Here is a 20,985-nt window from a genome sequence, read left to right on the forward strand (position 1 = left end):
GGCTTCAAAGTGGCTTGAGACAGCCGATCACCGCAAACAAAAGCGGCGCCGGGTTTCCCCGGCGCCGCCTCAATCCTGTCAACAAGCGTGAGCCTGTTGGTTCGCCTTCCTTAGAAGCGCGAACGCAGGGTCAGGCCGTAAGTACGCGGCTGGTTCGGATAAGCCGAGAAGGATCCGGACTGCAGCGTGGTCGGGAAGCCAGACGTGTAATACTCGTCCTCATTGAGGTTACGAGCCCACAGCAGCGCTTCCAGGCCATTGTTGAAGTTCACACCAACAGAAGCATTGATGGTGCTGACCTGACGCGTGATGTTTTCCGGCAGGTTGTCCAGCAGACGAACCTCGGATTCATACTGCCAATCGGCGCGGAACATCAGCTCACCGAAGGACACGTCACGAGCATACTGGACACCGAAGGAGCCAGCGAACGACGGGATACCAGCGACATCGCTACCGCTGAGATCACCGGTGCCGTCCTGAACGCCATCAGCCAGATCTTCCGGGCTGCCGGAAACAACCGGAGCGCCCTGGAAGTCATCATACTGCGCATCCATCCAGATACCGGACAGGTTGATGGTCAGACCATCAAATGCCGGCGGGTAGAGAACGCTGTCGAATTCCAGACCGGTAGCGGACTGCTCACCGGCGTTGATGACGGCGAAGCCGGCACCCTGGAAGACAGACGACTGGAAGTCAGTGACGGTCTGGTCGAAATAGGCAACGTCAAGAGAACCGAAGTCGAAACGGGTCTTGAAACCAATCTCGAAAGTCTCGGTAACTTCCGGACGGGCGAAACGCTGGTTACCAGCGACGCCGAGCGCTTCAGCCGTGGTGACCACGGTCGGAGCACCAAGAGCGTTGTCGGAAGCCAGTTCACCCGATGCACGCAGAGCAGCAATGTCCGCAGATGCCGGACGGGTATCCGGCGTCAGGTTCCAGGACGAGGCCTTAAAGCCACGAGAGAACGAAGCGTAGACATTGGTGCGGTCGGTCGCATCGAATGCGAGACGAACCGTATACGGCCAATCTGAGTCAGACGTACGTCCGTCCTCGACAGAGTTCGGGAACGGGGTCAGCGCGCCCAGCGGCTGCAGACCGGCCGCGAACAGGCCGAGAAGCGGGTTGGTAATCGGAGCACCGCTGCCTGGGAAGGCCGTGGATGCGCCCGTTGCCAGAGCCTGGAGCTGTGCGAAGACAGCCGGGTTGGCCAGGGCAAATGCACCAATCTGAAGCGGATCGGTCGGGTCCGTGCCTGTGAACAGCGGGTTCGCGCCAATGAGACCAGCCAGGATGAGCGGCTCACCGATAGCGACCAGGTTCAGGTCAGAGAACGGGTTGGTGCGAGTGACGTTGAGGAAGTCAACTTCCTTGTCAGACTGGAAGTAAGCCAGACCACCGGTCAGGACCAAACGGTCGGTGAGGTTGAAATCAACTTGACCAAAAATCTGGAATTGCTCGTCGCTCTGCTCTGCGGTGAAAGCAGTACCGTTACCGGATGCGAAGAATGTTCCCGGCGCGAAGCCCGAAGCGACTTCAATACCGGTGATCGCGCTGGTGGACGGATCCGGTACGAATACACCCGGAGCGACCTGTATAACACCCGACGCGGTCAGGATATCGACGTAGTCGCGGGTATCCGCGCCGTATTGACGGGAGTCTTCAACCGTCATGTCTTCCGTGGAGAAGTAGGCACCCAGCAGGAAGAAGCCACGATCACCCAATTCGCCGGTCAGGCGGAATTCCTGGCTGAACGTATCGACGTCAAGGCCACGAACGTTGGAGCTAAGCAGCTCGAGCGTCGTGAAATCGCCTTCATAGTCGATATAGTCTTCATAACCACGGAACGAGGTAATTGAGCTCAGCGTCATCGTGTCGCCGAAGCTCCAGTCCGCCTGGGCGGAGATACCGGAGTTCTCGATCGTGTTCTGGTTTTCGAAATCCGTCGCGATCTCGTAGGTGAAGCCGGAGCCGGACGTCTGACCGCCCAGAAGATCGCGAATCACACCACCGGCGGCGCCATCAACGACGCGGTCGGTACCACAGCAGTTTTCGTCGATTTCATCGTAATCAGCGATCAGGCGGAGGCTGAACTCATCGTTCGGCACCCACAGCAGCTGGCCACGCAGCGCCCAGCGATCACGGTTGTTGAAATCGCCACCCGTGCCGGTGTTCGTGAAGTAACCGTCACGCTGGTTCATGCTCCCGCTTAAAGAGAACGCAACCGTGTCCGAGATCGGACCCGTAACGGAACCGCGGGTGATGATGGAATTGTAGTTGCCGAGCGTGATTTCGGCCTGACCGCCGAAATCGAACTGCGGCTCTTCGGTGATGATGCTGACAACACCAGCAGTCGCATTCTTGCCGAACAGGGTCGACTGCGGGCCACGCAGGACCTCGACACGCTCGATACCCATGAGGTCAGACAGCGCCGTACCGGCACGACTGCGGAAGACACCATCGATATAGACAGCAACCGACGGCTCGATACCCGGGTTGTTCGCGCCATTACCCTGGCCACGAATGATGAAAGTCGCGTTGGAGCTGCGCTCGAGCTGACTTACGCGCAGAGACGGAACGACCGATTGCAGGTCGATGGCGTCAACGATTTGCGCATTCTCAAGGGTCTCAGCCTGAACGACGGAAACCGCGATCGGAACCTCTTGCAGAGTCTGCTCACGTTTCTGCGACGTGACTGTAATCGTCTCTACCTGTGCAAGGGCGCCAGTAGTGCCTACAAGGCCACAAAGAATAGCGGTCGTGCCCAAAGCGGCCGCTTTCGAGAACATTTTCATTGGAATTTTCTCCCCTCAGTAACGCGGTTTCTAGCCAACCATTTCCGCGTGAACTATCTGACATATGAACATCATAGGACGACGCTGTCAGCTCGTTTTTGCGCTTGGAGCAAAAAAGATGCCTTGATGATGCACACTTGCCGCACTCCGCCTGGAGAGCGGCAGATTTTGAGCCAAGTCTTTTCTCTGCGAAGAACTCTGTTAGGCTGCGTAGTGAACAGCGTTCATTTAGACGCGCCTGGGGAGAAAAATGAAAAATATAATCATTGGCTTAGGAGCCATTGCGGGCATCGCAGCAGTGTCTGCTGGCGGTTGGTATTACAGGCCCTGGTCGGACTATTCTCCGGCGGAAATCCAGGCCGCAACAAGCGTCGACCGACTGGCACACACTTTTCGCAATATGGGCGATATTTTCCCGTACAGGACAATCGAAACGGGAAACAATCCCGTCGAAACGCCCCGAAATGTATCAAATGAGAGCGTTTCATTCCGGTTCAATGGACAGGACAAGCTGATCGATGAGTGGCTGGCCGAATCCGACAGTACCGGCCTGATGGTGCTGCGCGACGGAGTTGTCGTCCATGAACAGTATTTGCTCGGCTCTACAGCCGAGACACACCACACGTCCTGGTCGGTCGGAAAAAGCTATGTCGCGACCCTGATCGCCATGGCGATGCACCAGGGCCTGATCGACAATCTCGACCAGACTGCCGACGAATTCGCCCTGCAATATGCCGGCACTCCGTTTGGCGCGACCTCCCTGCGTCATCTGCTGATGATGTCTGCCGGTGTCGATTTCAACGAGGACTACAACGCGGAAGGCTCCGACATCCGCCGCCTTTTCCTGGGCGCCAATATTTATGGCCAGAACATCGACACGCTGGTCGGCGAAGTTGAGCGCAATCGCGCGCCTGGCGAAGACCTGCACTATGTCAGCGCCAATACCCAGGTGCTCTCGGCTGTCGTTCGCGCGGTTTACGACCAGCCCCTTGCCCAGGCCGTACAGGAACAGATCTGGGGCCCGATCGGCATGACCCGCCCAGCTTACTGGAACCAGAATGTGCCCGGTGATCGCGGCATGGCGATTGGCTATTGCTGCCTCAACTCCTCGCTGGAAGACTATGCCCGCTTCGGCCAGTTCTACCTGCAGGGCGGTAATTGGGAGGGCAACCAGCTAGTGCCGGAAGACTGGGTCGTCAGCGCCACGCGCCCGAATGCAGACTTCCAGGAACCCGGCCCGAACGGTGTCTACGCCCATCGCGGCTACGGCCTGCATTTCTGGGTGCCGGAAGGTTATGACGGCGAGTACTTCATGGCGGGTGTCTACGGCCAATATGTCTGGGTTGATGAACGCCGCGGCATTGTCATCGCCCGCACCGCTGCAGACCCGACCTGGACCTCGCGCACCGAGGAATCCCTGATCGCCATGCGCGCCCTGGCCGCACACTATGGTGGCCCGGTGGAAACTGGCGTGGAAGCCATGGAGGCCGGAGATGAGTGAGACTGAATACGATTATATCATCTGCGGCGCCGGTTCGGCGGGCTGTACGGTTGCGGAACGCCTTTCGCGCGACCCGGACGTCAGCGTCTGTGTCCTAGAGGCCGGCGGTTCTGACGACAGCCCAATAATCAAGACACCCATGCTGCTCCAGTTTGCGGTCACGGGTGAGGAGTTCAACTGGGGCTACTGGACCGAACCGCAAAAACATCTCTACGACCGCAAGCTTCACTGGCCTCGCGGCAAGACGCTCGGCGGGTCATCCTCGATCAACGCGATGCACTACATGCGTGGTGCGAAAGAGAATTTCGACGAGTGGGAACAGACTTATGGAGCGGAAGGCTGGGGCTGGAACAATGCCCTGCCCGCCTTCAAGGAAGTCCAGGACCAGCAGCGCGGCGCTTCTGACCTGCACGGCGCAGGCGGCCCGCTGTCTGTGGAAGACATCACCCCGCTTAACCCGCTGACCGAGGCCTTCTTCAAGGCCGGCGACCAGCTGCAATACAAGCGCAATAGCGATTTCAACGGACCAGACCAGGAAGGTTTCGGCCCCTACCAGGTCACCCAGCGCGACGGCAAGCGCTGCAGCGCTGCGGACGCTTTCTTGCGCCCGGCCCTGGATCGCGCCAACTGTTCGGTCTCCATCAAGACCATGGTCCGCCGGATCATCATCGAGAATGGCCGGGCCACCGGTGTCGAGGTCGAGATTGATGGCACGCGCACCGAGCTGAAGGCACGCAAGGAGGTCATCCTGTCCGGTGGTGCCATCAACTCCCCGCAAACGCTCCTGCTGTCTGGCATCGGTCCGGCGGATGAGTTGCGGGAGGCCGGCGTTTCCGTCGAACATGACCTGCCCGGGGTCGGCAAGAACCTGCAGGACCACCTCGATGTCACCGCGCAGATCTGGACAAAGTCGTCGATCTCGATCGGCAATTCCCTTCGCTCCATCCCCCAACATATCTACATGATGGGTCGCATGATGCTGATGGGCGACGGTCCGGCCTATGTGAATCCGGTCCAGGGCGGAGCCTTCATCAAATCGGCCTATGCGGAGGATATTCCGGACCTGCAGCTCGTCTTTATCCCGGCGATTTCCAATCCGCACGGAATCGAGAAGGCCTGGGGCCATGGTGTGACCCTGCACGTCTGCCAGCTCTATCCGCGCAGCCGCGGCGACATTCGGCTGAAATCCACAGATCCCAACGACCACCCGCTCATCCAGCCGAATTATCTGGAAGACGAATTCGATGCCGATGTGCTGACGGATGGTCTCGCCAAGGTTCGGGAAATCCTGCGTGCACCAGCCTTTGATTTCGATCGCAAGGAAGAACGATATCCCGGCGCCGATGTCACGACCCGGGCGGAATTGATGGATGATGTTCGAAAACGTGCCGAGACGCTCTATCATCCTACCTCGACCTGCGCGATGGGCTCGGGCGACCTCTCGGTCGTCGACAGCCGTTGCCGCGTCAAGGGAATTGACGGCCTGCGTGTGATTGATGCCTCGGTCATGCCGCGCCTGGTGGGCGGCAATACCAACGCGCCTACAATCATGATCGCGACCCGTGCTGCGGCAATGATCGCGGAAGACCACGACTGAGGAGACCGCCATGAGTGACGCAGAATCCAAACAGATCGAGCGGATGAAATCCAGTCTGGCCGATCAGAAATCGGCTTTCCGGGCGGACCGGCAGCGCTCCCTCGCCGAGCGCAAGGCGGATCTGGCCAAGATCGCCAAACTGTGCCGCGACAACGTCGATGCCATTTGCGAGGCCATCAACAAGGACTTCTCTTGCCGGGCGCGCGAAGAGAGTATTTTCGGCGAGATCGTCTTCGTCATTAATGACGCGGAACACACGGCGAAACACCTGAAAACATGGATGAAACCCAAACGCGTCTCGGTTCCCATGAACCTGATGCCTGGCAAGGCGTATATTCGCCGGGACCCCGTCGGTGTGGCCGGCATTGTCGCGCCGTGGAATTATCCCTTCCAGCTCGCCATGGCGCCGCTCGTTGCGGCGCTCGGTGCGGGCTGTCGGGCGATGATCAAACCGTCCGAATACACGCCGGCAACAGCCGAGCTGATGAAATCCCTCATCGGTCAGTATTTCGACGAGGACCAGGTCGCTGTCATTACCGGCGGTCCTGCGGTGGGCCAGGCCTTCACCCAGCTGAAGTTCGACCATCTTTTCTATACCGGTTCGACTCAGGTCGGACGCCTGGTCGCCAAGGCAGCGGCGGAAAACCTGGTCCCGGTCACGCTGGAGCTGGGCGGCAAGTCCCCGGCGATCGTCACCGCGAATTACCCATTCGAATCTGCAGCAAAATCAATTGGCTGGGGAAAGCTTTTCAACTCCGGTCAGACCTGTGTCGCGCCGGATTACGTGCTCGCCCCCAAGGGGCGCGAGAAAGAGATCGCCAAAGCAATCATCGAGGTTGCCCAGGCCCAGTTCGAGGATGCCGGCAATGACGGTTCCTACTCGGCCATCGTCTCGGACCGGCACTACGCTCGCCTCAACACCATGATCGAGGAAGCCCGGGCCGCGGGCGCCGCTATCCTCCAGCCGGAACACGATGCAGAGGCCGCCAAGGCCGCGCGCAAGATCCCGCCGACGGTTGTGCTCAACCTGCCGGCCGACTCGAAACTGCTCGAGGAAGAGATCTTCGGTCCGATCCTGCCCGTGCTCGGCTATGAGGATCTGGACACAGCCACCGATTACATCAGTGATCGCGACCATCCGCTGGCGCTCTATGTCTACACAACGGACAAGGCCGAGGCTGAGCGCGTGCTTGACCGGACACTGTCCGGCGGTGTCGGCGTGAACATCAACCTGCTGCACCTATCCATCCCGGATCTGCCTTTCGGTGGTATCGGCGCGTCTGGCCAAGGGGCCTATCATGGCGAGACCGGGTTCGAAGTGTTCAGCCACAACCGTTCGGTCTTCCACACCGGCAAGTGGCACCCCTCACGCATGCTCGCCCCGCCCTATGGCAAGCTGATCGAGGGCCTGGCCAAAAAACAGCTGAAATAGGCTCGGCCACCAGAACAAGTGAAAGCCGCCGGTCCCGTCCGGCGGCTTTTCTTTTGGCTTTTGCGCAAAGCCCGCTAATGCTCGTCCAGAACTTCAAGAGACAAGGACAAGACCATGAGTGGACCCCTTTCCGGCCGACGCGCCCTGATCACCGGATCCAGCCATGGCGTTGGCCGCTCGGCCGCCTTCCTGTTTGCCGAACAGGGCGCCGAGGTCATCCTCCACGGCAATCAGAACATGGCCGACGCCGATGCGGCTGTTCGCGAAATCGGGCCGCGGGCCCTAGGGGCCGTCCAGGCCGACCTGATGATGCCCGGCGCAGCCCGTGACCTCTATGATGCTGCGCTGCACATGGCCGGAGGACGTATCGATATTGTCGTCAACAATGCCGGCATTCACTGGGACACGCCGCTGGACAGTTCCGACGAGACCTGGGAAGCCAACTGGGCCGGCATCCTGCAGGTCAATCTGATGGCCGTCGCCGATATCTGCCGCGCGGCCATTCCGGAGATGAAGGAAAGCGGCGGTGGCGAGATCATCAACATCGCCAGCCGGGCCGGATATCGCGGCGAGGACAAGGACCACATGGCCTATGCCGCCTCCAAGGGCGCGGTCCTGTCGCTGACCAAGACGATTGCACGGCAATGGGGCCAGTTCGGAATTCACGCCTATGCGCTCGCGCCGGGCTGGATCAACACCCGCATGGCACCGCAAAATGCTGCAGGAATTGCTGCAGCAAGTTCGGAAATCCCCATCGGTCGCATGGCCGAGCCGGAGGAAATTGCCGCCATGTGCGCTTTCCTCGGCTCGGGAGCCTGCGCCAGCGCCACAGGCTCCTGCATCGACATCAATGGTGCGAGCTACGTGCGCTGATCACTCTTCCCGGGTCAACAAGGCCTGCGCCAGCCCCGGCACATGCTGCGCGCCCTGCGGGATCGTCAGCGTGCTGCCATCCAGGGCATCGCCAAAGGGCTCGGTCCGGCCGCCGAGACAGGCGGCAAAGAAATTCTCGGTGATCGCCATGGCCGCGCGGTTATTGGCCACGATGCGATTGCCATGCCCCTCGCCCTCAAACAGCAGATAGGTGACCGGCTGGCCATTGCCGACCATGGCCGAGACAATCTGTTCGGACTCGGCCCGCGGCACGCGACTGTCCTCGGCCCCCTGACCGATCAGCAACGGAGCGGATATCCGGTGCGCCTCATAGAGCGGGGAATGGGCCCGGCTGAGGGCCTGCCCCTCTTGCGTCGTCGGATCGGCCACGCGGCGGCGGTACTCCGCCAGGAAGGCTGTCCAGTATTCCGGCAGGGAATCGTAGAGGGTCGTCAGGTCCGTACTCGCGGCCCCCGCCGCCCCGCAAGCGAATTCGTCCGGTGTGTTCGACAGTGTTCTAAGGACCATATAACCCCCAAAGGATGCGCCCCAGATACCGATCCGGTCCTGTTAGGCGATGCCAGCCTCGACAGCCCAGCGGGAGGCGTCGATGACGTCGTTCTGGATGACGCCGCCCCATTCCCGATCACCCGCATTGAGCCAGGCCTTGCCGTAACCGGTCGAGCCCCGGAAGTTCGGTGACAGCACCGCATATCCCCGATCGGCCAGCGATCGCTGCCACGGATCGAAGGCCTCATGCGACTGGTCCCAGGGGCCACCATGCGGCATGACGATCATCGGAACCGGCGTGTCAGGCCTGCCATCGCCATCCCTGTCGGAACCATGCGGCAGAGTCAGCCAGGCGATCATTTCCTGTCCGTCCCGGGTGGTGATGCGTTCGGCCTGTTTGGCGGTGAACTCATATCCGGCAAGATCCGGATAGATATCTATCAGATGGCTGATCTCGCCGGACGCGCGAACCACACGGATATAGGCGGACGGCGCCGAGCCTGTGACGTAGAGTGTGAACGCCTCTCCATCCGCGCTCCAGGCCTCGAAATCAACCCGGCCGTCCAGCTCGCCAAGACGTTCAAACAGCGCCTCGTCAGAGGCCTCGACCGCTTCCCAGACCTTGCCAGCGTAATCATGCGCATAGGCCAGCGGGTGACCGGTGTGCGGATCGGTGATGACTTCGACGATGTCAGCCCGATCATTACTTGTAAGGGCGCGGCTCGCGCCTGTCTCAAGGTTCATGGCCACCAGCGCGCTGGTATTGCGGCCGGTCGTATCTAGCAGATAGATCTCGTCGGCTTCTGCAGACACGGACAGAAGCTCGAACCCGCGGGTGTCTTCGTAGGCAATCTCGGCCAGCGCGCGCGGTTCGGCCTCCAGCGCATCCAGACGGAAATCCCCGGTGTCGGGATACACGCGAACACCGATGCGCGGCACGAGGTCCGTACCAACCAGGAAGTTCGCATACCCCGCCTCGTTCAACAGAATACGCGACCGCTCTCCGGTGAGAATATTCACCTTGAAAAGATCCGAGTGCGCTGGGTCGCGCTCGTTGGACGAGATCACGACATGATCGCGATCCTGCACCGACGCCGCCAGAACGCTGGCCCGTTCGCCTTCACCCGGCGTCAGATCGACCAGACCTCCGCTGCGCGGAAACCCGCCAGCGCTCATCGCCTGAGTTGTCACCGATGATCAGGATCACATCGGGATTGGCGCTCCAGATGAATTGCGGAACCGAGGCACCAGCAGGCGTGACCGGGCGAGCGCCCCTGTTACCGTCGCGGGAAGCCATCCAGATGGCCGGTACGCCCTGATGTTCAGCCGACCAGGCGTAACGCCTTCCATCGGCCGACAACGCCGCATCGTAACGCGTATTGTCCGAAAAGAGCGCCGCCCTCGGGATGAGCTCATCCTGGGCTTGGACATCGGAATCAAGGCCACAAGCCACCAGTCCGGTCGCGAGAAGCACCGGAATAATTCCGCCTCGATTAAGGGGCATTTGTCTCTCCTAGGGATCGCGACCGAAGATCATACGGTTGGCAATCAACCGCAGGTCTGCGCGTAGCTGTTCAAGGTCCAGCGCCGTGCGCTCAGCCGGCTTATCCGGCGCCACAACGATCTGGTCCTTGCTGATTGAAATCACGTATTCCACCGCACGGCGGATCCGACCTGCTCTGGAGCCGCGCTCATCGTCCGGGCAAGCCGCCAGCAGATAGTCGACGACACGCTGTTTGTGATCGCGAACCTCGGCCAGGACCTCGTGGGTCGGAGCTCCACCCGTCAGCCAGTGACGGATAATGAAACTGCGCAAGACACCCGCATTCCGGGAGTGCAAATCGACAAAGGCGTCCACAAACGCGCCGATCCGCTCGGACAGCCCTGTTTCGCCCTGCGCGTCGAGCTTCTCTACCAACATTTTATCCCGCCGCGCCTGGTATCGGGCGTGCACGGCGTCCATCAGCTGTTCGCGATTGGCAAAGCGGCCGTAAAGCCCGCCGACCGACACGCCCGCAGCCTCGGCAATGCCAGGCATGGACAACTCGCCGTACGGGTCAGCGTTCAGCAAACGCTCCAAAGCGTCGAGAATGCTCTCCTGGGTCCGCAGACTGCGCGCCTGCCTCGGTGTCATGATCATATCCATGCCAGCAAAATGCCGAATTCGAATTCGGATTCGAATTAGAAATGCGTCAGATTGCTAGCGGGCTTGAACGAACGTCGCTGATGGGTCGCGTCAGTCTTCGTCGTCAAGCTTGTCCGCTTCACGGTCCATTCGACCGGACTGGAACTCGCCGAACACCACGACCAGGACAAGAACCATGCTGGCAACGGATTTTGCGGTCGTGTCCGTTTCAATGCCAAACACCTCAACCAGGCGAAAGCCGAGGGCCGAGGCCAGGACGGCTCCTGCTCCCACCATGGCTGCCCGGGTCCGGATCAACGACCGCTCGCGCGCCGCAGCAGATTGCGAGTTGCGACGAGCGACCCGGAAGATCACTGCCCCGGCAAGCGGCAGGAAGACCAGCGACAAAACTGCCCTGCTCCAGCTGGCGGGTTCAAGCACCAACAGGGTCACAGACAGCAGCGCGACGCCCAGAGCGACCAGCAGAACGATGGGGGAAAAGAGCCTCATGATTATTCCGCTGCCACAACAGCTGGTTGCCCGGCCCGATAGAGGCGCCCAGGCTTGGCGCCGGTGAGCCGCCCCTCCTCCATGACGACATCACCGGCGACAATCGTCGCCGTGTAACCGCGCGCGCCCTGCAACAGGCGCTGACCACCGGCCGGCAGGTCCTGTTCCATGTGCGGCGGTTCCATCTGCAGGCGGTCAAGGTCGATGATATTGATGTCCGCCTTGAGACCTTCCCGGAGATAGCCACGGTCGGACATGCCCAGGTAATCGGCCTGCGCCCCGGTCAGCATGCGGATCACGGTTGGAAGATCGAGCTTGCGCCCTCGCGAGCGGTCCCGCGTCCAGTGTGTGATCATATAGGTCGGCATGGAAGCATCGCAGACCGTGCCCACATGCGCGCCGCCATCAGACAGGCCGTAGAGCGCCTGCGGGTGCTCCATCATCTTGAGCACATTGTCGTAATTGAGCTCAGTATAGTTATAGAGCGGCAGGTAGATCAGCTCCTTGCCATCCCGTTCCAGCAGGGTGTCGTAGATGATCTCCATCAACGGCTTGCCTTCGGCACGCGCCCGCGCGGCCAACGAATTCTCCGCTGGCTGCTCGTAATCCGGAGGGTTGCCGATCTGGAAGAACTTCTCGGCCACCATCTCGATATGCTCCATGAGAAGGTCAGCGAGCGGCGGGATGGACGAGCCGGGGCCGGAGAGCTTGTCGGTCTTCTCAGAGAGGACTTTCGCCTTGAACGCCGAGTCTTTCATTTTCGCCACGCGTTCGGCCAGGGGCAAATCCGCAATGCTCTTGTAGGTCGGATAACCCATGAAGGGATGGAAAGTGCAGTTGAAGCCGAGGAAAACGCCGATCGCACGCGGCGCGACCTGCATGCGCGCATCCACACCCTCGTCCTTGAGCTTTTCCGACCGGCTGATCAGTTTGAGCCATTGATCCGGCGCGAAATCACGCTGCATGAGAGAAAAGGAAAACGGTCGCCCGGAAGCCTTGGCGTAATCGGCGACGATGGACCATTCCTCATCAAAATCCGCCTCACCACGTTCGAGATTGAAATCGGAAACCGCCTGTACGACACCAAAATCCAGCCCTTCGAAGGCCCGGGCTATCCCGGTGAGTTCATCACGCGTGGCTTCCGAGGACGGCGTCCAGTCACCATCGGCGGTCTTGTGGACGTCAGAACGGCCCGTAGCAAACCCGATAGCGCCTGCCTGCAGCGCTTCCCGGGTCAAACGGCGCATTTCCTCGATGTCCTCACCCGTCGCATGTTCGGAAAAGACAGCGCGGTCGCCCATCACATAAACCCGCAGCGGGTCGTGCGGCATCATGGCGGCGATATCGATCGTGCGCGGCATCTTGTCGAGCGCATCGAGATAGTCCGGGAAACTCTCCCAATCCCAGGTCAGCCCCTCATGCAGCGCCGTGCCGGGGATGTCCTCGACACCTTCCATCAGCTTGATCAGCTTGTCGTGGTCGGCCTCGCGCACAGGGGCAAATCCAACACCGCAATTGCCCATCACCGCCGTAGTCACACCGTGGTCGATAGAGGGCCGAAGCTCCTCATCCCAGCTCGCCTGACCGTCATAATGCGTGTGGATATCGACAAAGCCCGGTGTAACGATCTTGCCGGCAGCGTCGATCTCCCGCGTCGCTTGGCCACTCACATCACCGATCTGGACAATCCTGCCGTCCTTGATGGCGATGTCAGCTTCACAGGGCTCGGTGCCAGTGCCGTCGAACAGCTTGCCGCCGCGAATAACCAGATCGAACATGAATGCCTCCCGTCAAATTCACGATATCCGCGTGTTCTTGGTCAGCTGGTCGTAACCGCGGAAAAGCCCGACCAGCACAAATCCTGCCGTAATGTGCCACACGCCCCAAAGCGCGGTTACGGCAACGGCACCGCCTACACCACCAAATTGCGACAACAGGAGCAAGAGCCCCAGCCCGGCATTCTGTATCCCAACCTCGAAGGTCAGCGAACGCACCTTGGGCCCCGCCAGCCTCATCGCCACAGCGGCGAGAGCCCCGGCAGCAAAGGCGACTGCATTATGCGTCATGACCAGCGGAATGAGATTGTGGTCCGGTGAAAACAGGACATCGCGATTGGTATAGCCACCGACCAGGATCAGCCCGACCAGGATGGAAAAGGCAACCGGCGTCAGATAGCGCTTCATCACTGCCGCCAAATCCGTTTTCCAGTGCGCCAGCGACATGCCGCACACCAGTGGCAGGGCAAGCAGGCCCGCGGTCTGCACCAGGAAGATCGTCGGGTCGACATCAAGCGTATCGACCAGGGCGGAGGTGGGGCCGTATTGATTCGCCCAGAACAGGATTGAGACCGGGGTAACCAGCGCGGCAGAGACGCTGGAAATGGCGGTCAGGGAGACTGAATAGGCGGTATCACCGCGCGAAAAGAGTGTCAGCGCGTTGGAAACATTTCCGCCCGGACAACTGGCGACGACGATCATGCCGAGCGCGACGCCGGGCGCCGGGTTGAGCATCATGATCAGCCCGAGCGTCAGGAGCGGCAAGCCAAGGACCTGGGCCGCCACGCCGCCGGCAACCGCCCCGGGCTCTTTCTTCAAGTCGATGAAATCCTGAAACTTTAGACCGAGCGCCACGGTGAACATCATCACCATGAGGCTGACGGACATGATCAGCTGGAATGTGGGGCTCAGCTCAACCGTGAGCGTGTCTACCCCTAAGCCATCAAGCAAGTCCTCTCCCCCGGAAACCAACCGTAAACTTTGTCGATATTTTTATCGTTTCTCTCACCGTCACATCTGGTATCGGCATAAGATCATTTTTGGGTCGCATTAATTTCACAACCCTGTATCTTTACTGCACGTGACGGACCAACCTGCAAGCTGTTTGTCACCTCACTTTCGTGCGGGGAAGGGAGTGCTCGGGTAGGCTGCTTTTAGGAGCGGCTTGATTCGAACTTTTTGGAGGAGCGGCGTATCAACGCCTTAGTCTTTGGGGACTATTGGTATGGGACGGAAACGTTTCGATGAAATGCCTTGCGCTATCGCGCAAACACTCAATCAAGTCGGCGATTGGTGGACACTGTTGATCGTAAGAGACGCTATGAAAGGTGCCCGTCGTTTCAGTGATTTCCACGAAAGTACCGGCATTGCGAAGAACATTCTCACGGACCGGCTCAACAAGCTGGTCGAAAACGGGATCATGACCCGCGAGGAAGTCGGCGTTCGTGGCCAGCGTCAGGAATACGTCCTGACCGACCGTGGTGAAGCGCTGTTCCCGATCCTGATCGCCATGCAGCAGTGGGGCGACCGCTGGATCTACGGAAATGAATCCCTGCCCTGCGTTCTTTATGACAAGCGCAACGGCCAGGAACTTTCCCCGGTCGCAGTTGCCAATGAGAGCGGCGACGAAGTGACCCATCACTTCCTCGGCATGCGCGACTGCGGACAGGATGAGATGCTGGAAACCGACTAGTCCGGTCTCACATCAACTCCAAACAAGGCCGGGCGAGTTTCGCACCGGCCTTTTCTTTCGCCTGAGAGGCGACACCGGACCCTCCATATATTGTTTCACGCGAGTAAGCTCGCTAACATAAACGCGGCGCACACGCAGCGTGGATGCCTATCCGTTCGGGCTGCGGCAATTTGAAATCCATCTTTCAACTCGCCATGCGACAAAGGGGAGACCACACATGATTTTGACAACACTCGCGATGAGCACAGCCCTGCTGCAGGCAGATGCCAGCGCCCTGCTCGAAAATGCCCTGCAGGTTTCCAGCTCCCAGGGCAGCTATGTCACCTATTTCAACCCGGACGGCACCTATACGACCAATGTCGGCATTTCAGGCACCTGGGAGATCCGGGGCGCTGAAATCTGCGTGGTCCGTTCGACCGGCGAAAGCGGCTGCGCGCCGCTACAGGACGGTGTCAGCCTCGGCGACAGCTGGGAAGGCACCAATGCCGCGACCGGCGAGACCGTGACCTATACGATCGTGGCCCGCGACAGCTAGCCTTCGCGTCAGGAACAAACTAAAGCCACCGGTTTCTGCCGGTGGCTTTTTCTGTGGGCGCAGCTTGCGTTCCAAGGTTGCTTTCCTGAGCCGAGCCGGATCGCGTGCTTCAATGACCGTGGTGCAGCCCCTGATATCTCAAGATAGGCCGTCACCACGCCTGGTCGGCGGCGGCTGCCGCCGCCGCCCGATCCCGCATTATTCGCCGAAGGAGCCGGCCGGCCCCGGGAAGACAACGGGCGTTTCCGAACCATCATGCGCCACGGCTGACACACCGAAATAATAGTTGTCGATCACAACATTCTCGAGCGTGAACTCGTCGGTCCGCCCGACAAAACGGCTGTGTGTCCATTGCGGCGCATCTGTCAGACGCCAGTGCACGCGGTAACCTGCGAGGTTCTCGGCGGCGCGGCCGTCTGCCAGGGTCCATCGGATATGGGTGGACGGTTGAACCGCCCCCGCGATCTCGACATTCGCCGGGATGGGCGGGGCGCCCGCAATCTGCGCCATTACAGCGACATTGAGCGAGGTCAGCTTGGCAGCGAAATCGAAATCCACCCCGTCGATCGTATCACCGTAAACGCGACCATCCTCGGTCCGCAAATCCTGGTGCTGGCGATCATAATGCTCATTCGTTTCCATGATACGCACGCCCGGCATGCCCGCCTCGTTGAACGGGCGGTGATGGCCACCGCGGCGGAAACGATCGAGGCGATAGACCATCATCACATCCAGATTGGGAATGTACTGATCCGCTGTCCGGTCAACCATGCGTGCGAGATTGCGCGATGGGCTGTCCACCTCACCGCCGGTGAAGCGGCGCAGACGCGCTTCTTCCGGTGTTTCAGTGGCGCGCGTTCCTTCAGAAAAGACGCGGGCCGTGGTGTTATTGGTGACGCCATTGATACCGGTGATATTGCCGATCATGTCATTGTTCAGCACGGCCTTGATGCGCCAGCCATTATCCAGCGCGTGACTGGCGACAATGCCGCCGCCAAAGAGGCCCTGCTCCTCGCCAGACAGCCCGGCATAGGCGATCGTACCGGCGAACTGGTGCTGTGAAAGTACCCGCGCAGCCTCGATGACGCCGGCCATGCCAGAAGCATTGTCATTGGCGCCCGGACTGTTCGATGTGCCGTCCAGCGGATCGGTGACACGACTGTCGATATCACCGGACATCACCACCATGCGATCCGGATCCAACGAACCGCGCTGGATGGCGATCACATTGACGATCTCGGTCGGCTCGGGAATACGCGGCTGGCCAAAGGTCGTGCCGGACACATACATGACCTCCAGACACCCGCCACAATCCGCAGAAATCCGCTCGAACTCGTCGAAGATCCAGCGGCGGGCCGCACCGATCCCGCGCGTGTCGCTCTCGGTTTCTGACAGGGTGTGACGCGTGCCAAACTCCGCCAGTGTCCGGATATCGGCTTCAATCCGGTCAGCTGAGACCGCGGCCACATAATCATGCACGGCCAGCACTTCCGATGGCGGTGCGTGCTGCGCTGACACCGGCGATGCCAGCAATGCCAGGCCGGACAATAGACTGATGGACTTGATCATTTCTTGCTCCCCAAACTCTTCCCATCAGGATAGTGCGGCAAGAGCCTGTGGCAACTCACGAAGGCGCAAACAAAAAATCGCCGCCCCTGTCGAGGAGCGGCGATTGAATTCATCATTGAACACTCAGTCCAGCTCAGGGCTTCAGAACGACCTTGCCAATCGCGCGACGCTCGGAAAGCTCGGAAAATGCGGCGAGGAACTCATCGAGGGAATACTGCGCGGCGACATGGGGCTTGATCTGACCCTTTTCAAAGAAATCAAACAGCTCCGACATGTTCTGATAGTGCCCCTTTGGGTCACGCATCGCCCACGCCCCCCAGAAGACACCGACCGCGGACGCGCCCTTGAGGAGCGGCAAATTCAGCGGGAGCTTCGGGATTGGACCCGAGGCAAATCCGATCACCAGATGACGGCCCTCCCAGCCAATCGCGCGGAAGGCCGCTTCGGCCAGCTCTCCGCCGACCGGGTCGTAGATCACGTCCACACCTTGCCCGCCGGTCAGCTCCTTGGCCCGCGCCTTCAGGTCTTCGGTGGTGTAATTGATGCCTTCATCGGCGCCGTGCTCGCGGGCGACAGCCAGCTTCTCGTCGGTCGAAGCCGCCGCGATGACCTTCGCACCCATCGCCTTGGCCAGTTCAACCGTCGCCAGGCCGACACCACCAGCCGCGCCCAGCACAAGCACGGTCTCGCCCGGCTGAAGTTTCGCGCGCTGTTTCAAGGCGTAATAAGACGTCGCGTAAACCACCGTCAGGCCGGCCGCCTCTTCGAACGACATGCTGTCCGGGATTTTGACAAAGGTTCCGGCTGGCGAGGCCACCTTGGACGCAAAGGCGCCGGTCAGGCCGTTGAAACAGACCCGGTCGCCGACGGCAAAACCGTCAAGCCCGTCGCCCAGCTCGGAGATCACGCCCGCGCCCTCACCGCCCGGCACGAAGGGCAGTGGCGGTTTGAACTGGTAATCTCCGCGGACGCACAGCAGGTCGGGAAAGTTCAGACCGGCCGCCTTGACGTCAATCAGGGCGTGGTTTTCCGGTACCGCCGGATCGTCAATCTCTTCAACCTTCAGATTAGATTCCGGTCCGAATTCACGGCAGTAAAGCGCTTTCATGTCCGCCCCCCCTATACGACTTCGAACAGGCCGGCAGCACCCATGCCGCCACCGACGCACATGGTCACCACGACGTATTTCACGCCCCGGCGCTTGCCTTCGATCAGCGCGTGGCCGACCAGGCGTGCGCCCGACATGCCATAGGGGTGGCCCACGGAAATCGCGCCGCCGTTTACATTGAGGTTTTCATTGGGAATGCCCAGCGTGTCGCGACAATGCAGAACCTGCACGGCAAACGCCTCATTGAGCTCCCACAGGCCGATATCATCCATCGTCAGGCCATTGGCCTTGAGCAGTTTCGGAACGGCATGAATAGGGCCGATACCCATCTCGTCCGGGTCCAGACCGGCAGCGGCCATGCCGCGATAGATGCCAAGCGGTTCCAGCCCGCGGCGCTCGGCTTCCCGCGCCTCCATCAAGACGGACGCGGATGCGCCGTCTGAAAGCTGGGACGCATTGCCGGCCGTGATGAAACGGCCTTCCTTGATCACCTGGCCATCCTTGAACACCGGGTTGAGACCGGCGAGGTTTTCAGCCGATGTTCCCGGGCGATTGCCTTCATCCTTCTCCAGCGTCACCTCGACATCGGAAACTTCCTTGGTCTCCTTGTTGAAGAATTTCATGACGGACGGCAGCGGGACAATCTCGTCGTCGAACTTGCCAGCCTGCTGTGCCGCATGCGTACGATCCTGCGACTGGGCCGCGTATTCGTCCTGCGCCTCGCGGGAAACGCCATAGCGGTCCGCCACGATCTCTGCGGTTTCCAGCATGGACATGTAGAGGGCCGGCTGATGTTCCAGCGTCCACTCGTCCGCGGCGCGGAAATTGTTCATCTTGTCGTTCTGGACCAGGGAGATGCTCTCCAGCCCGCCGCCGACCGTAACGGTCATGCCATCGGAGATGATCTGCTTGGCCGCCGTCGCGATCGCCATCATGCCGGACGCGCATTGCCGATCCATCGACATGCCGGAAACAGAGGTTGGCAGGCCCGCACGGATGGCACAGTTGCGCCCCGGATTGCGGCCGGTCGAGCCCTGCTGCATCGCACAGCCCATAATCACATCATCAATCTCGGCCGGATCCACGCCGGCACGTTCGACCGCATGTTTGATGGCATGTCCGCCCAGGGCCGGACCGGAGGTGTCGTTGAATGCGCCCCGATAGGCCTTACCGATCGGTGTCCGCGCCGTTGATACAATCACTGCCTCACGCATAGCTCTCTCCTCTAACCCTTGCTTCTGTAATTGACGATTTGCTGTGTGGTCGCCATCAGGCGCCCATCCCGGCTCCACATCCGGGCGTGTTGATCAAAAAATCCGCTGCCGCCGCGTGCACCTGTCGCCTCGACCAACATGTAGTCGGTGCCGACCGCGGCATAATCCTCAGCGGTGGCGTGCAGATAGACCGTCATCGAGACCGTCGCGATCATGTCAGGCTTGTTGGTGATGTAGAACAGGCGCGGCGTCGGCGTATCGGCCAGTGCAACCAGGCTGACGGCATCCAGCGGGCGGTCCGGGTCCAGCCGCACCCAAGCGGTCGAGCGCGTGTCCTTGCTGCCCTGGAATGGCGGATTGCCGGCTCCGCGCATTTCCACCGTCTTGGTCCATTCCATAGGAAGGGGGAAACGGTCACAGTCTTCCGGCGGCGGCGCGTCCGGGCGCTCACCCTCCTGCCAGCTCACGGTTTCACGCGGTTTAGCCAGAATGCCCATCGCCTTGTTGGCGGGTGTCTCGGCCCCATCTGCGGTCAGTGTGGCCGTCCAGAACTGGGTATTGCGCCCGGCCCGATCACATCGGGCGTCCAGTGTTATCGGCCCCTCATTGATACCCAACAGGAAGTCCGTCGTCAGCGAGACGAGTTGCAGGTCCGGCGTCCCCGCCTCGATAATGCTCTTGGCCAAAATCGCCGCAGACCAGCCCCCATAGGGGCCGATCATGTTGCGAAACCCGGGATGCGCCGCGCCAGAGAAGGTGGCTGCCCCCTCTTCTTGCGTGCGCGCCTCTAGCTGGGTGGCCTCGTCAAAGAGATGCATGAGTCAGCCTAGCTTTACGCCCAGCGCCGCCGCAGCCTTGCCCAGGAATTTGATGCCCTGTTCGCCGCCCCGCTGGAATTCCTTCTGGGCGCTGGTATCGAGGATGGCGTCGAAATTTGCCGCAATGTCTTCCGGCGTCTGGCGCTCTGGCGGCAGGTAGATGCCATCGGTCTCGTAAATTTTAGAGGCGGCATATCCACCTGCCCCCGCTGCGAGCACAACTCGGGACGGCGCATCTTCACTCACCAGATAACCAAGCCCGGCCGAAACGGCTTCCGGTGTGAGCATTTCCAGCGCTTGCTGCGGCATCAGGTTTTCTGTCATTCGCGTCGCCGCGACCGGCGCCAGTGCATTGACCCGGATATTGTATTTCGCCCCTTCCAGATGCAGCACGTTCATGAAGCCGACCAACCCCATCTTGGCCGCACCGTAATTGGACTGACCGAAATTGCCGTAAATGCCTGAAGAAGACGATGTCATGGCGATGCGGCCATAACCGGCCTCGCGCATCAGCTCCCAGACCGCCTTGGTGCACACCATCGAGCCCATCAGGTGAACGTCAACGACAGCCTGAAAATCCTCGACGCTCATCTTGGCAAAACTTTTGTCACGCAGAATGCCGGCATTGTTGACCAGAATGTCGACCTTGCCCCATTCGCGCACCGTCTGCTGGACCATGTCCTCGACTTCATCCGCCCGGGTGACATTGGCGCGGTGGGACAGAGCCTCGCCGCCGGCATCGCGGATTTCCTGGGCGACATCCTCTGCTGCGGAACCGGAACCTGTACCGTCTACGGACCCGCCCAGATCATTGACCATGACCCTGGCACCGCGAGAAGCGAGCAGTTTGGCGTGAGAACGGCCCAGGCCGTGGCCTGCTCCGGTGATGATGGCAACACGGCCATCAAATCGAATATCGTTCATGGGGAGGAA

The 20,985-nt window shown here is 60.5% G+C and carries 17 protein-coding genes and 1 pseudogene; 6 read left to right on the forward strand and 12 right to left on the reverse strand.

What is annotated here, in order from left to right; all coding sequences use genetic code 11:
* Nucleotides 1-110: 110 nt before the first annotated feature.
* On the reverse strand, nt 111-2,792 hold the full coding sequence (locus SIC17_RS01210; protein ID WP_412546147.1) for a TonB-dependent receptor: 2,682 nt from the start codon (nt 2,790-2,792) through the stop codon (nt 111-113).
* 250 nt (nt 2,793-3,042) lie between these two features.
* On the opposite strand from SIC17_RS01210, the gene SIC17_RS01215 reads away from it, so the two are divergent.
* From SIC17_RS01215 to SIC17_RS01230, 4 genes are all read left to right on the forward strand, one after another.
* Nucleotides 3,043-4,293 (forward strand): serine hydrolase domain-containing protein, encoded by a 1,251-nt coding sequence (locus SIC17_RS01215; RefSeq protein WP_412546148.1) that lies wholly within the window; start codon nt 3,043-3,045, stop codon nt 4,291-4,293.
* Nucleotides 4,286-5,890: a GMC family oxidoreductase gene (locus tag SIC17_RS01220; RefSeq protein ID WP_412546149.1), complete on the forward strand. Its 1,605-nt coding sequence runs from the start codon at nt 4,286-4,288 to the stop codon at nt 5,888-5,890. Before SIC17_RS01215 ends, SIC17_RS01220 begins: the two co-directional genes overlap by 8 nt.
* 10 nt (nt 5,891-5,900) lie before the next feature.
* The gene (locus SIC17_RS01225) at nt 5,901-7,322 is read left to right on the forward strand and encodes a coniferyl aldehyde dehydrogenase (RefSeq protein ID WP_412546150.1); all 1,422 of its coding nucleotides are present in this window, start codon (nt 5,901-5,903) and stop codon (nt 7,320-7,322) included.
* A gap of 114 nt (nt 7,323-7,436) precedes the next feature.
* Entirely contained in the window at nt 7,437-8,195 is a 759-nt protein-coding gene (locus tag SIC17_RS01230) for an SDR family NAD(P)-dependent oxidoreductase (protein ID WP_412546151.1), read from the forward strand.
* On the opposite strand, the pseudogene SIC17_RS01235 reads toward SIC17_RS01230, so the two are convergent.
* The 6 genes and pseudogenes from SIC17_RS01235 to SIC17_RS01260 all read right to left on the reverse strand — a co-directional run bounded on the left by SIC17_RS01235 (nt 8,196) and on the right by SIC17_RS01260 (nt 14,066).
* A pseudogene (locus SIC17_RS01235) lies at nt 8,196-9,881 on the reverse strand (alpha/beta hydrolase family protein).
* A complete protein-coding gene (locus SIC17_RS01240) occupies nt 9,826-10,209 on the reverse strand; it encodes a hypothetical protein (protein WP_412546152.1) in 384 nt (127 codons plus the stop codon). Before SIC17_RS01240 ends, SIC17_RS01235 begins: the two are co-directional and overlap by 56 nt.
* Before the next feature lie 9 nt (nt 10,210-10,218).
* Nucleotides 10,219-10,839 carry a TetR/AcrR family transcriptional regulator gene (locus SIC17_RS01245; protein WP_291895706.1) on the reverse strand — a complete coding sequence of 207 codons (621 nt, stop codon included), beginning with the start codon at nt 10,837-10,839 and terminating at the stop codon, nt 10,219-10,221.
* A gap of 102 nt (nt 10,840-10,941) precedes the next feature.
* On the reverse strand, nt 10,942-11,340 hold the full coding sequence (locus SIC17_RS01250) for a hypothetical protein (RefSeq protein WP_291895709.1): 399 nt from the start codon (nt 11,338-11,340) through the stop codon (nt 10,942-10,944).
* Nucleotides 11,341-11,342: 2 nt separating this feature from the next.
* On the reverse strand, nt 11,343-13,118 hold the full coding sequence (locus tag SIC17_RS01255; protein ID WP_412546153.1) for an N-acyl-D-amino-acid deacylase family protein: 1,776 nt from the start codon (nt 13,116-13,118) through the stop codon (nt 11,343-11,345).
* An 18-nt stretch (nt 13,119-13,136) separates the two neighbouring features.
* Complete coding sequence (locus SIC17_RS01260; protein WP_412546154.1) at nt 13,137-14,066, reverse strand: bile acid:sodium symporter family protein; 930 nt, start codon at nt 14,064-14,066, stop codon at nt 13,137-13,139.
* Nucleotides 14,067-14,436: 370 nt separating this feature from the next.
* On the opposite strand from SIC17_RS01260, the gene SIC17_RS01265 reads away from it, so the two are divergent.
* Both SIC17_RS01265 and SIC17_RS01270 read left to right on the forward strand, forming a co-directional pair.
* Nucleotides 14,437-14,808, forward strand: coding sequence for a winged helix-turn-helix transcriptional regulator (locus tag SIC17_RS01265; protein ID WP_412546155.1), 372 nt, complete (start codon nt 14,437-14,439; stop codon nt 14,806-14,808).
* Between the two features lie 217 nt (nt 14,809-15,025).
* A complete protein-coding gene (locus SIC17_RS01270; protein WP_291895715.1) occupies nt 15,026-15,343 on the forward strand; it encodes a hypothetical protein in 318 nt (105 codons plus the stop codon).
* Nucleotides 15,344-15,541: 198 nt separating this feature from the next.
* Here SIC17_RS01270 and SIC17_RS01275 read toward each other — a convergent pair whose 3' ends face one another.
* From SIC17_RS01275 to SIC17_RS01295, 5 genes are all read right to left on the reverse strand, one after another.
* Nucleotides 15,542-16,912: a M28 family metallopeptidase gene (locus tag SIC17_RS01275; protein ID WP_412546156.1), complete on the reverse strand. Its 1,371-nt coding sequence runs from the start codon at nt 16,910-16,912 to the stop codon at nt 15,542-15,544.
* Nucleotides 16,913-17,045: 133 nt separating this feature from the next.
* Nucleotides 17,046-18,020, reverse strand: coding sequence for an NADPH:quinone oxidoreductase family protein (locus SIC17_RS01280; RefSeq protein WP_412546157.1), 975 nt, complete (start codon nt 18,018-18,020; stop codon nt 17,046-17,048).
* An 11-nt stretch (nt 18,021-18,031) separates the two neighbouring features.
* Entirely contained in the window at nt 18,032-19,234 is a 1,203-nt protein-coding gene (locus SIC17_RS01285) for an acetyl-CoA C-acyltransferase (protein WP_412546158.1), read from the reverse strand.
* Between the two features lie 11 nt (nt 19,235-19,245).
* Entirely contained in the window at nt 19,246-20,052 is an 807-nt protein-coding gene (locus SIC17_RS01290; protein ID WP_291895723.1) for an acyl-CoA thioesterase, read from the reverse strand.
* Between the two features lie 3 nt (nt 20,053-20,055).
* The gene (locus SIC17_RS01295) at nt 20,056-20,976 is read right to left on the reverse strand and encodes an SDR family NAD(P)-dependent oxidoreductase (protein ID WP_412546159.1); all 921 of its coding nucleotides are present in this window, start codon (nt 20,974-20,976) and stop codon (nt 20,056-20,058) included.
* Between the last annotated feature and the right edge of the window lie 9 nt (nt 20,977-20,985).

This window comes from Maricaulis sp. MIT060901 (assembly GCF_047123815.1).
Taxonomy (GTDB): domain Bacteria; phylum Pseudomonadota; class Alphaproteobacteria; order Caulobacterales; family Maricaulaceae; genus Maricaulis.